Origin of the sequence: Acidaminobacter hydrogenoformans DSM 2784 (assembly GCF_900103005.1) — a bacterium.
In the GTDB taxonomy this organism is placed as follows: domain Bacteria; phylum Bacillota; class Clostridia; order Peptostreptococcales; family Acidaminobacteraceae; genus Acidaminobacter; species Acidaminobacter hydrogenoformans.
This window is the reverse complement of record NZ_FMWL01000002.1, coordinates 306,611-319,899: the sequence shown is the minus strand read 5'-3', so window position 1 is coordinate 319,899 and position 13,289 is coordinate 306,611. Positions and strand designations below refer to the sequence as shown.

At 46.2% G+C, this 13,289-nt stretch carries 10 protein-coding genes and 2 tRNA genes; 11 read left to right on the top strand and 1 reads right to left on the bottom strand.

Annotated features, from left to right (window positions below; translation table 11 throughout):
* Positions 1-61 precede the first annotated feature (61 nt).
* From BLP63_RS03370 to BLP63_RS03360, 3 genes are all read left to right on the top strand, one after another.
* The gene (locus tag BLP63_RS03370) at positions 62-1,261 is read left to right on the top strand and encodes a S1C family serine protease (protein ID WP_092589463.1); all 1,200 of its coding nucleotides are present in this window, start codon (positions 62-64) and stop codon (positions 1,259-1,261) included.
* Positions 1,262-1,415: 154 nt separating this feature from the next.
* Positions 1,416-2,243, top strand: a complete 828-nt coding sequence (locus tag BLP63_RS03365) for an MBL fold metallo-hydrolase (RefSeq protein WP_092589462.1) — start codon at positions 1,416-1,418, stop codon at positions 2,241-2,243.
* A 29-nt stretch (positions 2,244-2,272) separates the two neighbouring features.
* Positions 2,273-2,617: a hypothetical protein gene (locus tag BLP63_RS03360; protein WP_092589461.1), complete on the top strand. Its 345-nt coding sequence runs from the start codon at positions 2,273-2,275 to the stop codon at positions 2,615-2,617.
* Positions 2,618-2,685: 68 nt separating this feature from the next.
* On the opposite strand, the gene BLP63_RS03355 is transcribed toward BLP63_RS03360, so the two are convergent.
* Positions 2,686-2,769, bottom strand: a tRNA-Leu gene (locus tag BLP63_RS03355).
* Between the two features lie 203 nt (positions 2,770-2,972).
* Between BLP63_RS03355 and BLP63_RS03350 the strand changes: the two genes are divergently transcribed.
* The 8 genes from BLP63_RS03350 to BLP63_RS03315 all read left to right on the top strand — a co-directional run bounded on the left by BLP63_RS03350 (position 2,973) and on the right by BLP63_RS03315 (position 13,197).
* Positions 2,973-5,489 carry a sulfatase-like hydrolase/transferase gene (locus tag BLP63_RS03350; protein ID WP_092589460.1) on the top strand — a complete coding sequence of 839 codons (2,517 nt, stop codon included), beginning with the start codon at positions 2,973-2,975 and terminating at the stop codon, positions 5,487-5,489.
* Positions 5,490-5,627: 138 nt separating this feature from the next.
* Positions 5,628-6,569, top strand: a complete 942-nt coding sequence (locus BLP63_RS03345) for a metal-dependent hydrolase (RefSeq protein WP_170829262.1) — start codon at positions 5,628-5,630, stop codon at positions 6,567-6,569.
* A gap of 160 nt (positions 6,570-6,729) precedes the next feature.
* Complete coding sequence (locus tag BLP63_RS03340; protein WP_092589458.1) at positions 6,730-7,323, top strand: RNA polymerase sigma factor; 594 nt, start codon at positions 6,730-6,732, stop codon at positions 7,321-7,323.
* Positions 7,323-8,618: a DUF4349 domain-containing protein gene (locus BLP63_RS03335; protein WP_092589457.1), complete on the top strand. Its 1,296-nt coding sequence runs from the start codon at positions 7,323-7,325 to the stop codon at positions 8,616-8,618. Before BLP63_RS03340 ends, BLP63_RS03335 begins: the two co-directional genes overlap by 1 nt.
* 143 nt (positions 8,619-8,761) lie before the next feature.
* Positions 8,762-11,431 (top strand): DNA polymerase I, encoded by a 2,670-nt coding sequence (polA, locus tag BLP63_RS03330; protein WP_242870768.1) that lies wholly within the window; start codon positions 8,762-8,764, stop codon positions 11,429-11,431.
* 47 nt (positions 11,432-11,478) lie between these two features.
* Positions 11,479-12,084: a dephospho-CoA kinase gene (gene coaE / locus BLP63_RS03325; protein ID WP_170829261.1), complete on the top strand. Its 606-nt coding sequence runs from the start codon at positions 11,479-11,481 to the stop codon at positions 12,082-12,084.
* A gap of 151 nt (positions 12,085-12,235) precedes the next feature.
* A tRNA-Leu gene (locus BLP63_RS03320) sits at positions 12,236-12,322 on the top strand.
* Between the two features lie 83 nt (positions 12,323-12,405).
* A complete protein-coding gene (locus tag BLP63_RS03315; protein WP_092589455.1) occupies positions 12,406-13,197 on the top strand; it encodes a hypothetical protein in 792 nt (263 codons plus the stop codon).
* Positions 13,198-13,289: the final 92 nt, after the last annotated feature.

The following is a 13,289-nucleotide window of genomic DNA, read 5'->3' as shown; positions in this document are numbered from 1 at the left end:
ACTTCGAAGTAAGCTTCAAACACGCAGCATATTAATCTTATAGTTGAAGGATGGTGAAATCATGGATCAGCAAAATTTCAATCAAAGTTCTGAGTCTGATGGAAATATTGGGGTTGAGAGACTACAGGCGAAGAAGCGTTCAAGTTTTGCCAAATTGCTGGTCATTGTATTGATTCTGGCAGTTGTGGGTGGTTTTTCCGCTGGCGCAGGCGCCATGTTTGTCAAGAATTACCTCAATTCGGATGAACCGGCTGAAGCGCCGGTCCTGACGACGCAGCCGGCGGTTCAGACGAATACCGTCATTACTGGAGAGGGCAGCGCGGATATTGCCAATATTGTAGAATCAGTCGGGCCAAGCGTCATCAGTATCACGAGTACGGTGTCCTACAGGGATTTCTTCAATATGGAACGCACGGCGCAGTCATCCGGATCAGGTGTTATTTATGCAGTTAACGCCGAAGCAGTGGACATTTTAACTAACGAACACGTGGTTGCTGACGCGAAAGAAGTTATGGTTCAGCTAAAACCAGATCAGTACTTCAAAGCTGAAATCGTAGGCAAGGACAAATCCACAGACTTAGCGATTATAAGAATTCCGGCATCGGAAATTCCGACAGAGGTCCTGAGTACAGTGAAAGCAGCGCCTTTTGGTGACTCTGACCAGTTAAGGGTAGGGGAGCCGGCAATTGCTATAGGCAACCCGTTGGGATACAACAGCACAGTAACGGTTGGCGTGATCAGTGCTGTGGACCGGGAAATAAGGGACAAGAACTCCCTCAAGCTCATTCAGACGGATGCCGCCATCAATCCGGGCAACAGCGGCGGCGCACTCGTCAATGCACGTGGTGAAGTTATTGGCATAAACACTATCAAAATCGCGAGTGCGGAGGTAGAAGGCATAGGCTTCGCTATTCCGAGCAATTCAGCAGTACCTATAGTCAACGAGCTCGCGTCCAAGGGCTTTGTTTCCAGACCATACCTGGGGATTTATGGCATGGAAATCAACGCGGAAACCGCGGAAGCCTATGACATGCCTGTGGGGATTTACGTTCGCGGGGTCATAGAGGGCTCCGGCGCGGAAGCAGGCGGCATTGAGGCGGAAGATGTCATCATTTCAGTGGATGATACGAGAGTTGAGACTATGACGCAATTGTCAGATTTTCTGAATCAGAAGCAGATTGGGGACACCGTCAATGTCAGATTGGTCCGGGGAGGCCGCACTTTAGAGCTGGAAGTGGTTTTGACGGATGCCAATTCGTGATTTGAGTCAAGATCAAAGGTATTAGTGATGTCGTGGCGCGCTACTGAAGGGTGGCGCGTCATTATTTGTTTTTGTGATTTCATGAGTTCAATTGGGTATGATAATCCAAAGATAAAGTTACAAAGATTTGTTTATGGATGGGAGTGAGTTCCATTTGAAGCTGACTTTACTTGTGGACAATCAGACGCTGGTTGATCGCTATTTTTTAGCGGAGCCTGCTTTTTCTGCGTGGATCGAGTCGGGAGAGGTGAAGCTTTTGTTCGACACGGGTTACTCAGAGGTCTTTCTTGAAAACGCCAGGCGTTTAAAGCTGGAAATCTCTGAAATGGATGTGCTGGTGCTCTCCCACGGGCACAGCGACCATACCTGGGGTCTCCCCGCTCTCGCGGCGCATCTGAGGCAGAACAGGCGGCGGGAAGATCGTGTAAAACTGGTTGCCCATCCGGATGTCTTTGAAGAAAAAGGCATGGATGGTGAGATTTACGGAGTCGACTTTAACATCAGTGATTTTGAGGATATTTTTGAATGTCAATTAAGTAAGACGCCGGTGGACTTGGGGGGTGGTTTGACCTATTTGGGCGAAATACCAAGGGTCAATGATTTTGAAGCCAAGAAGTCCATAGGTCTGAGACGGGTAGATGGAAATTGGCTGGAGGACTTTATTCTGGACGACAGTGCGATTTCCTATCTGGGAACAGCAGGTCTCGTCGTCATATCCGGATGCTCACACAGTGGTATAGTCAACATTGTCAGACATGCCATGACACTCAGTGGAACAGATCAAGTCGTTGATATTTTAGGAGGCTTTCACTTACAAAAGCCAACTTTTGAGCAGTTGGAAGGGACAGCGGTTTTTCTTGAGGGCCTTGGACTCAAGCAACTGCATGCCAGTCATTGTACGGATCTGCCCTCGAAATGCAGATTGATGCGTACGCTGCCTTTGAAGGAAATTGGTTCCGGAAGTGTCTTGGAGTACAGGTAGTTATTCGGGGAAAAGGGGGAAAATTTGTTATGAAAGGGTATCGATACCGTTTTAATGGGCATGGTTTTAATCTGATAAAGGTGATCTCCAGAATCATTGGTTCAAATTTTGAACCTGTGTTTTTTGAAGACCGCGTTGAATTTGTTAATAAAGATGGCGCTGTTTTCATGACCCTGTTTAATGACCCTGACAACATAAAGCTGGTATTCCGGGTTTCTGTCCCTAAGCTGGAAGGCGTCACGGAAGCGCACATAGAAACGCCTGACGGGCATGTCAACCTCTGGACTTATCTGGGGGATAAAGTGGAAGACGCTGTATTCCTTTCTGAGATTGCCCTTGCAAACTACAACAGCCATCATGAGACAGAGGCTTGAGGCTGCATTTGTGATTTAAACGTGAAAAAAATCCCCTGAAGCCAAAGCTTCAGGGGATTTTTTCCTTTTGGTGCCCGAAGGCGGATTCGAACCGCCACGCCTCTCGGCGGCTGATTTTGAGTCAGCTATGTCTGCCGTTCCATCACTCGGGCGTACGCTGCAGGCTATTGTGACCTGCAAGAAGTATAATAGCACAAACCGAGGTCAGAGTTCAAGCGTTAATTTTGCTTTTCATAAATATCAGGCGGCATCATCAGCTGAAATTATAAAAATATCCTTAAAATTCTGTAGCCTATGGCACTGTCCGGCAAGTTTGTAATATAATCAACGGGTAGAAAGGAACAGGTGAAGGTCTTTGAAGAAAATTTTTCTGATGCTGGTCGCCCTTGTGGCGCTAATGAGTATGAAGTGGCATTTTTATTACGAAATGGTTCAGCTTTCGGAAGGCAGCCTGATGGCGGTCATTCTGACTGTGATCATCAGTTTGTGGGTGTTTTTTGCCCTTGAGAAGGCAGGAAAACATAAGGGTGCCTGGCTGTTTGTCATTTTTTACGGACTGGTTTCTTTAATATTTTTGGTGGATGTAGTTTATTTCAAACAGTTCAATGCAAGAGCAACGGTTCGCATTCTACAAAATGCAGGTGTCATAGGGGATATTGGAGACAGTATTCTCGCCATTTTATCACCCAAGCATTTTATTGCTTTGATTGACATGCCATTTTGGATAGGCTTAACAGCGCTGCTCCACAAGCAAGGTGAACGTTTCTCCATTCGCTGGAGAATTTTAGTGCTTTTGCCTGCGCTTATGGGAATTTTGTTTTCTGTACCTCAACTTAGAATTGCCTATACTGAAAAAATTGGCGCACGTGAGTTTTTCGGCTTCCATGTTGAAGATTTGGTGTCCAGTGTCAACGGTCGTTTTTCGGAGCTGATGGTAGATCAGTTTGAAATTTTGGGGAATGTCAGCATAAAAAATAAAATCTATCAGGATCCTGAGGCGCTGAAAGCTCAGAAGTACTGGGGCATTGCAGAAGGCAGAAATTTGATTGTCATCCAGATTGAGTCGTTTCAAGACTTTGTAGTGAACCGCAGTTATGAGGGGCAGGTGTTAACGCCATTTTTGAATGAATTGATTGCTGGGGAATCGCTTTATTTTGACAGTTATTATCAGCAGCTTGGGATGGGAAATACCTCGGACGCTGAATTTGCGACAAACAATGCGATCTATCCTACGGTCTATGGCCAGTCCTATGCTTTGTATCAGGAAAATGACTTTAGAGGACTCCCGTGGCAGCTTAGAGATCAAGGCTATACGGCTTTAGCTTTTCATGGTTATAAAGGAGATTTCTGGAGCCGTGACATCGCTTATCCAGGGCAAGGCTTTGAACGGTTCTATAGTGAAAAGGACTTTGTCATTAATGAGCCCATTGGTTTTGGCTTGAATGATTTCGAATTCTTTGAGCAGTCCGTTGAAATACTGAAGACTTACAAACAGCCGTTTTATGGTTTCCTGATCACTTTGAGCAATCACCATCCCTATCAGCTGCCGTCTGAACTGCAGGAAATTGAGCTGAATCCGGAACATCAGGGGACACTTTTTGGCGACTATTTACAATCCGTCCGTTATACGGACAATGCACTCAGATTCTTTTTTGAAAAGTTGAAGGATGCTGGCTATTATGAAAACTCTGTGATAGCACTTTATGGCGACCATCACGGCTTAGTAATAACGGATCTTGAATCCAAGTCAATTTTGGAGGATTATTTGGATAAACCCTACGAGTTTGACGAAATGCTTCACATTCCTCTCATTGTGCACACACCAGGCTCTGGTGTCGGCGAGACCATAAGCACTATTGGGACTCAGGTAGATTTTATGCCAACAATCATGAATCTCATGGGCATTCCAAATGATAATTTTTTGATCTTTGGGCAGGATCTGGTCAACGCGACAGAGGGCCTTGCAGCCTTTCAAGCTTACACCGCCTTTGGGTCCTTCATAAGTGAAGACTTTGTCTTCGAAATGTCACGGGAATACATTTTCAATAAATCAAGGGCCTGGAATCGCAAGACAGGAGAGCCAGTGGATGTCAATCTTTGCTATAGCCAGTATAATGAGGTCAAAGAAGAATTCGCCGCATCCAAATATATTTTGGATCACAATCTGTTGGCGGATGCAAAGACCTACTATGGAGAATTCGCGAGTGAGGATGGCACGGGAATTCTTGGCCAGCGGGAAAATATCACGCAAGACGTTGTCTTTGTTGGGGGTCATCCAGTCAATGGCATGACGGGAACAAATTCCAAGGAGGCCATGGACTTGGCCTTCAAAGCAGGGGACAGGCTATTGGCGCTAAATTTTTCCTGGACAGAGGATGGGGAGATTGTGGCTATGGAGAATCCCGCCAAGTTTTCTTCACTGTTGGAAGCGCCGTTTCAAGTGGAGGATGCGGAGGCCTTTCGAGCAGCACAGCTGATTGGGGACTTGACGCAGCTCGACCTTAGAGGCTCGCTGACATGGCTCAGCCGTCATAAGGATGTTTTGGTTATGGCTTTTACAAATGGCGGCAGTATAGAATTTTCAAAATATCTTTATGATAACTTCCGCGACGCTTTGTCGCGCTTTGTCATAGTCGTGGACTCCTTTGAAAAGTACAATCGCTTAGGGTTTCTAAACGTTGATAGGATAGCGATTGATGCGGATGCCCTGAAGAATTCAAATGAGGATTTAAAGCAGTTTGTAGAAAACAACTCAGTTTACATGGTGATCACAAGTCAATCCCGAATGGATGAAGACCTGATGCAGACGATTGCGGCGTCAACCAATCTTTATGTAAAAGAGGGCGGTGAGCTCTTACGCTTTGAGCCCTAAGGCCGGGTGAAGTGATGAAAATATTTCTGTAATTTGGCGGGTCAGGCGCAAAGCGCCACTGTTTAAAAATTCCATTCTCCTTGCGGTAGGTGGAGATCTGTGTTATTATGTAAACATAATGTTATGAGGAGCGGTGAAATGGATCCAATAACCCATGGTGTCATAGGTCTCGCGATTTCTACCTTTTCGGGGACTACACCCAGTTTGGACAATCCTGTTGCAATTGGCGCTGCCATTGGTGCCATGATTCCTGACTCAGACGTCGTCATTCGTTTGTTTTCGAATGAAATGACTTATTTGAAACATCACAGAGGCTGGTCACATTCCTTGCCCGCGCTGACGTTGTTTTCAGCGGCAATTACTTTAGGGCTCTCGGTATTGATGCCGGGCTCACTGTCTTTCGAAGTATTCTTTTGGACGTTGATGGGCGCTTTGTCACATACCGTCTTTGATATCCTGAATTCCTACGGCGCTATGCTCTTTAAGAAAAAGCGGAAATTAAATCTGTTGACTCTATATGATCCCTTTATAACCTTGATGGCGGTTTATTTGATTTTCTCCGGTGAGAAGTCCATTCTCGAGTATGGCTCTGTGGTGCTCTTATTCGCAGCCTATCTGGCGCTCCGCTGGAAGATGAAGCAAACTGCGCAGACCCATGTTTCAACAGCCATTGCTCAGCAATATGAGTTTAAGCGCGTCACAATTTTGCCGTCGCTTAAGGCATTCTACAAATGGGACTTCGTGGCGGACACGAGAAGCCATCACATTGTTGGAAAGTATAATCTTTTTACGAGAAAGCTTCAGATTATTGCGAGGTATTACAAAAAAGATTCCCAGCACTTAGGGGCCTTTGACAATTCGAATTTGGGCCGGTATTTCAGACGGTTCAGTCCGAACATCCACCTTGAGGTTCTGGAGCATGACAACCACATTGAGCTAAGGGCTATTGACCTACGGTATTATATGAAGGATACTTTTCTTCATCATGGGACGTTGTTCCTGGACCGAAATGGCGAGATCATGGAGTCATATTTCCATCCTTACAAACAAAATAAATGGATTCCGGTACTTGAGGGATAAATGACTATTAAGACCGTGGCTGTGGCTGCGGTCTTATTTTTAATTCTAAATTAGCCGCTGGTTGTGAATTTTTTGCTGACATGGGTATGTATGCTTGGAACCAATTGAGGAACAGTGGCGTCTAAAGCACTGAAAGCCTCGATCGAGGGAGGGATTCAAATTGACATCCAATAATGATACGCTTTTGATCCAGAAGAGTAAGCAGGGCGACGTGCACAGCTTTGAGCTGCTCATATCCAAATATCAGGTCTATGCCTACAACATTGCCTGGAGAATGCTTGGCAATGAAGAAGACGCCAAAGATGCGACACAGGAAACGTTGATTAAGGTCTTTAAAGGACTGGATAAATTCAAGGAGAATTCTGAGTTCTCCACATGGCTATATACCATTACAGTAAATACCTGCCGTGATTTGTTGAGAAAACGAAAAAAATCTATGGCCATATCAGTAGATGATACAGAGGACAAGATCCCAATCCAGCTGGTGGCTGATGATGCTGCTGGTCCCGAAGCGCAGCTTGAACAGAAAGAAGTGGCAGGTCAGCTGTTGACGGCACTTGGCAAAATACCGGAATTTCAAAAGACGGCTGTTTTGTTGAGGGATGTTTACGGATTTTCTTATGAAGAGATTGGTGCCATTGAAAATTGCTCTGTTGGCACCGTCAAATCGAGGATCAGCCGTGGACGGCACGGATTAAGGACTTTGATCCTCAATGAACGAAGCAAAAACCTTCAGGAAGGGGGGACGATCTGATGCGTGACACTTGTTTGACAGACCGACTTCACGACTACATGGAAAAAGAAAATTATGAGATGGATCCCCGGGAGCTTGCTGCCACAGAAGCGCATTTGGAACAGTGTCCTGATTGTCGCGCCTATCTTGAAGATATGACGCTTCTGAAGGGGGAGCTGGCGGCTATGCCACTCAAAGCACTGCCTGAGACATTTGAAGAAGAACTGCATGCCAGACTGGTGGAAGCAGCTGAAGAGAAAAAAGCCTCTGGGCGTTCAAAAATTTTGGAGTTCGCGCATTCCAAGCATTTTAAAGTATTGAGCGGCATAGCTGCGGTATTGGTTATTGGAATTGTTGCAGTTGCAGCGGCGGGTGGACCGCTTATGAATTTGATTGGGATGGGCAAGAGCGCAGAGTCCGTGTCGGATATGGCAATGGGAGAGGCGCCACAAGCCCCAGCTCCAAGCCGCGCTAATGTTGAGATGGAATGGGCGGAAGCGGGTGCTGTGGCGAAAGATGGTTATGGCGAAGCCGGCACTGTCCCTATGGAGCCTATGGCGCCAGCCGGTTCAGCGGACAGCTTTGATCCGGCAATCTACGGCAAAATGATCATTCGCAATGGTGCCATTGACCTTGAGGTCGAGGACTTCGACGTCACCTACAGCCGTATTGAGGAAATTGTGAGTGCGCTGGAAGGGTATATTGAAAGCGCGGATACCTATTCGACGCCTGTCTATGACAGCAATGGCCGAAGAGGGGATCTCCAGGGCGGAAATGTAAGCTTAAGGATTCCAAGTACGCGGTTTGACGCTGCTATGCAACAGATTAAAACGCTGGGAACAGTGACGCGTTCGAATATTTCTTCCTACGATGTTACGGAAAGCTATGTGGACACACAAAGCAGAATCAAGAATCTTGAAGCGAGAGAGCTCAGGCTCAGGGAGCTCCTGCAGCGTGCTGAAGATATCAAGGACATCATGGAGATTGACCTTCAACTGGCGAATGTCCGAACAGAGATTGACAGTTTGAATGCCATTCTGAAGAGCTACGACAAATCGCTTCAAATGTCTTCAATCCAGATTAGTCTTCGTGAAAAAGATTTGAGCGAAAGTACAATTACAACCTTGGATGACAACCTGTTTGAAAGAATGCGAGCAAATTTCATCCGCAGTATCAATGCAGTCCTGCAGTCCTTGCAGGCAATTCTGATAGGGTTGGTCGCTATACTGCCATTCCTGGTCGTCTTTGGATTCGTCTTCTATGTGATTTTAAGAATTGTAAGAAGGCTTATTAGAAATCGCAAACAAAATCTATAATCTGAAATGCTAAAACTGCCCTGCCGATGGATGCTCGCGAAGAGTGTTTTGTCAGCAGGGCTTTTTCTGTTACAATGTTTAGGTAGACATTGAAAATCTATCTAAAGCATAGAATAAACTGCCTATAGAGGAGTGGGAACAATTTGGAAAAAATTATGATTATAGACGGCAACAGCTTGATGAACCGCGCTTTCTTCGCGCTGCCGCCGCTCACGAACAAGGATGGGGTCCCGACCAACGCCATCCATGGCTTCCTGTCAATGATTTATAAGATGATTGAGACTTACGAACCGGAGTATATGAGCGTTGCCTTTGATCTGAAGGGGCCAACCTTCAGACATGTGGCCTATGATCAGTATAAAGGCACCCGCAAGGGGATGCCGGAGGAGCTCAGGGTTCAAGTCCCAATCCTCAAGGAGATCCTTGACGCGCTGAATATACACCGGATGGAGCTTGAGGGCTTTGAAGCGGACGACCTGATTGGAACTATATCCAAGCGGTGCGGTGAACGGGGACTTAAGGTGTTCATCGTTACTGGGGATAAGGACGCCCTTCAGCTTGTGGATGATCAGATTGAAGTGCTTTTTACAAAAAAAGGGATCAGTCTGATTGAAAAATATGATGCGGCGGCGATTTTTGAAGAATATCATTTGACGCCGCTTCAGTTGATTGATTATAAAGGACTTAGCGGTGATGCTTCAGACAACATCCCTGGTATTCCGGGCGTTGGGCCAAAAACGGCGATCAAGCTGCTTGAGACATTTAAAAGCGTAGAAGCGGTGATCGAAAATCTCGAAGAAATTGACAACAAGCGCCTGCGCGGATTGGTGGAGACCCACGCAAACCAGGCGCTTATGAGTAAATCTCTCGCGCGAATTGAGACAGGGGTCCCGGTAGAATTTGAGCTCAGTGAGTTTGCTGTGGAGGAACCCAAACTTGAGGAAGCCAGAGCGCTGTTCTCGCTTTATGAACTGAAGTCACTGATGGGGCGGTTGAAGTCAGAGGTTACCATAGCAGAGTCAGAAATGCCTGTCACAGCTGAAGAGGCCATCACGTGGATCGTGGATGAAAAGGGATTGAACGCGCTCCTTAAGACAGTGCGGGCATCCAAGCAATTGGCGGTTTACAGCTTGATCGAAAAGATTCATGTCAGGGATATTCGACTGGCGGGTGTGGGTGTTGCGCTGAAAGACAGGGCCTGCTTCATTCCTGAATCAGCAGATTTGTCGCTGGCTTCTGAGTTTTTAAAGGCCATTGGACCTGAAACCGAGATTGAAAAATGGAGCTACGACTTAAAAAGGGAGTACCTCTTGTCTTATCAGCTCGGCTACAAGCTCGAAAATGGGTGCTTTGACATTGCTATAGCCCGTTATTTGATTGATCCTTCGAGATCCAGTGAGAAGCTCTCAGCCATGGCCTTTGAAAGGCTGAATATGAACCTTGCGGAAGAGGAAGCTGTCTTTGGAAAAGGCGCCAAAGCCGTTTCTGTGTTTGAAGCAGACCAGCAGTCAGCAGCGATGTACGCACAAAACTGTGCCAGGGCAATTTTTGATCTCACAATCCAGATGAAGGGCGAAATTGAAAGTGAGAACATGGCACAGCTCTTCAATGAAGTTGAAATGCCATTGGTAGAAGTTTTAGCCAATATGGAGTTCGAGGGGTTCAACGTGGACCTGAAGGAACTGGATGACATGGATGTCATATTGACGGAAAAACTGGGCACCCTTGAAACTGAGATTTACGAGCTGGCGGGAGGGACTTTCAACATTCAATCCCCCAAGCAGTTGGGCGAAATTTTGTTTGATAAATTAGGTCTGCCTGCCCAAAAAAAGACAAAAACCGGTTATTCCACCAGTCATGATGTTCTTGAGAAGCTTGAAAAGCATCATCCAATCATTGCTTTGATCATGGAATACAGGATCTACAGCAAACTGAAAAGCACCTATATTGATGGCCTCCGCCAGGTTGTCAATCCCGTCACCGGGAAGATTCATTCCAGCTTGAATCAGACGGTGGCAGTAACGGGAAGGCTCAGCTCCACAGAGCCTAATTTGCAGAATATTCCAGTCCGCCTGCCTCTTGGCAGACGCCTCAGAAAGGTCTTTATCCCGAGTCCTGAGCACACTTTGCTGGATGCGGACTATTCGCAGATTGAGCTTAGAATATTGGCGCATTTTGCCAAGGATGAACGTTTGATTCATGCCTTCAGAAACAAACTTGATATTCATACACAGACAGCGGCGCAAGTCTTTGACCTTGACCCCAAGGATGTTACCAGCCTTGAAAGAAGCCGTGCCAAAGAGGTTAATTTTGGAATCGTTTACGGCATGAGCGACTATGGCTTGTCTGAAAACCTTGGGATCTCCAGAAAGGAAGCCAGACTTTATATTGACCAATACTTCGCTAAGTATCCCAGTGTTAAAAAGTATTTGGATGATACCATTGAAGAGTGCAGAACCCATGGATACGTGACGACAATCCTCAATCGAAAGCGTTATGTGCCGGATATTCACTCAAAAAACTTTAACCTCCGTTCTTTCGCTGAAAGGACCGCCATGAATACGCCTATCCAGGGAAGTGCAGCAGATATCATCAAGATTGCCATGGTAAAGGTGTATCAAGATTTGAAGAAGGGCGGCCACAAGTCAAAGCTGATCCTTCAAGTGCATGACGAGCTGCTGATTGACTGCGTGCCAGAGGAGCTTGAGGCTGTAGAACGACTGCTGAAAGGCGACATGGAAAGTGCTGTTAGTCTCGAAGTGCCCATTGAAGTCGATATGAAGTCTGGCTCAAACTGGTATGAAACCAAGTAGTCTATATAAAATAGTTGAGACATGACTTGGATCTGGAGGTGGCCAAAGTGAAAGTATTCGCGATAACGGGGGGAATCGCCAGCGGCAAATCAACAGTGACTCTTTGGCTGCGGTCAAGAGGCTACATGGTGATTGATGCTGATGAAATAGTAAAAGACTTGTATGGTAAAGGGGATCCCATCTACAACGCTATAGTGAAGGTCTTTGGTACTGAGGTCCTTAAACCGGATGGAGAAATTGACCGGCAGAAGCTTGGCGGAATTGTTTTCGGTGATGAAGCCTCAAGGCTACGGCTCAATAATGCGACCCATCCCATTGTAGAGGCTCAGATCGCAGATAAGATTGAGGCTGCAAAAGCAAAGGGCATTTCCGTGATTTTTGTGGATTCTCCGCTTCTTCTTGAAAAGGGGCCGGATCCAAGATATGATGCTGTTATTTTGGTCTACGTGGATCCTGAGGTTCAATTAAGCCGGCTGATGGAAAGAAACCATTTGAGCGTTGAGGATGCTGGAAGGCGTATTAAAAGCCAAATGCCCCTTGGTGAGAAAAGGTCACATTCAGACTTTATCATTGACAACAACGGTACGCTGGAGGCGCTGGAGCTTCAACTGGAAACATTGATAGAGAAGCTGGAGGTGCTGGGACAGCGTTAAGCAGGGCCATACAAGCCGGTGCTTTACTGAATGAAAAACCTGTCCAAAGTAATATTTCAGGTATATTTTAGACAATAATGTTGTCAATTTTGTTGACTTAATAGCTTGGGAGAGGTATAATGAATTTCGTCGGGTTAACCGGCGAATACATGCGAGAGTGGCGAAACTGGCAGACGCACTATCTTGAGGGGGTAGCGGGCTAATGCTCGTGCGGGTTCAAATCCCGCCTCTCGCACCAGAAAGGACGATTTTATATCGTCCTTTTTTTTACCTTTTTTTACTTCTCTTGTTACTCAAGCAACAGTAAATGGAGGGCTGCAGATGACAAAATACGCCAGGCTGCTGGGAATAACCGTGTTTATAAGTGTGGTGCTGTTAGCGACGGGCTGTTTTAACCAAACCAGTGAAGTCCCTGCTGAGCAAGAGCTGAGTTCAGTTGATGAAAAGCAATCTGAGACGGATGCTGCCGCGGAGGCAGAGCCTGCCGCGGAGGCGGAGCCTGAAGCAGCTGAAGAGGTTCATGACGATCTCGAGGACTTCAATGCTTTCAGCACGCTTTATGCCAAGTCCTCAGGGATACAGAACCTTTATTATGAATTTGAACTGCGCGTTGAAGGGGTGTCCAGGGAGTATTATTCCGCCTGGGTCAGTGAAGATCACATACGGTTGGATCCCTTTGATCAAAAGCACAGCATTTTCGCAGACAAAAAAGAGAAAACAGTTCAGGTATTGGATCGAACGACCGGGGTTCTGTCACCAGCAGACTATGATGAGGCCTTTTTCAATGGGATGATGTCACCGGCCGCTTTTGATGAGTCTCTTGACCAAGATATGTTTGAACATGTACATTTCGAAGGGTCTGCACTTGTAGACGGGTTGCCTTGTGATGTTTTTGAAGTGCATTCTTCGGACTTGAACGTGACCTATTACTTGTGGAAGGACACTGGCTTGTCGGCCAAAGTGATTGCGCAAATAACAGGTTTCCCTGAATATGAATACTATTTCAGGAGCTTAAAGCCAGATGGTGCGACCGTAGAGGCTCTGAATCCACCGGCAGATACTGATGTCTCTCAGGAAATGGTTATACTGCCTTCTATAAAAGTCGGACAATAAAAGTTTACGTCACAGTAGGGGAAAATGGCTTGAGTGCTATTTTCCCTCTTTCTGTTTTTGTGCCAATAAGGTGGGCATGCGATAAAAGTTGC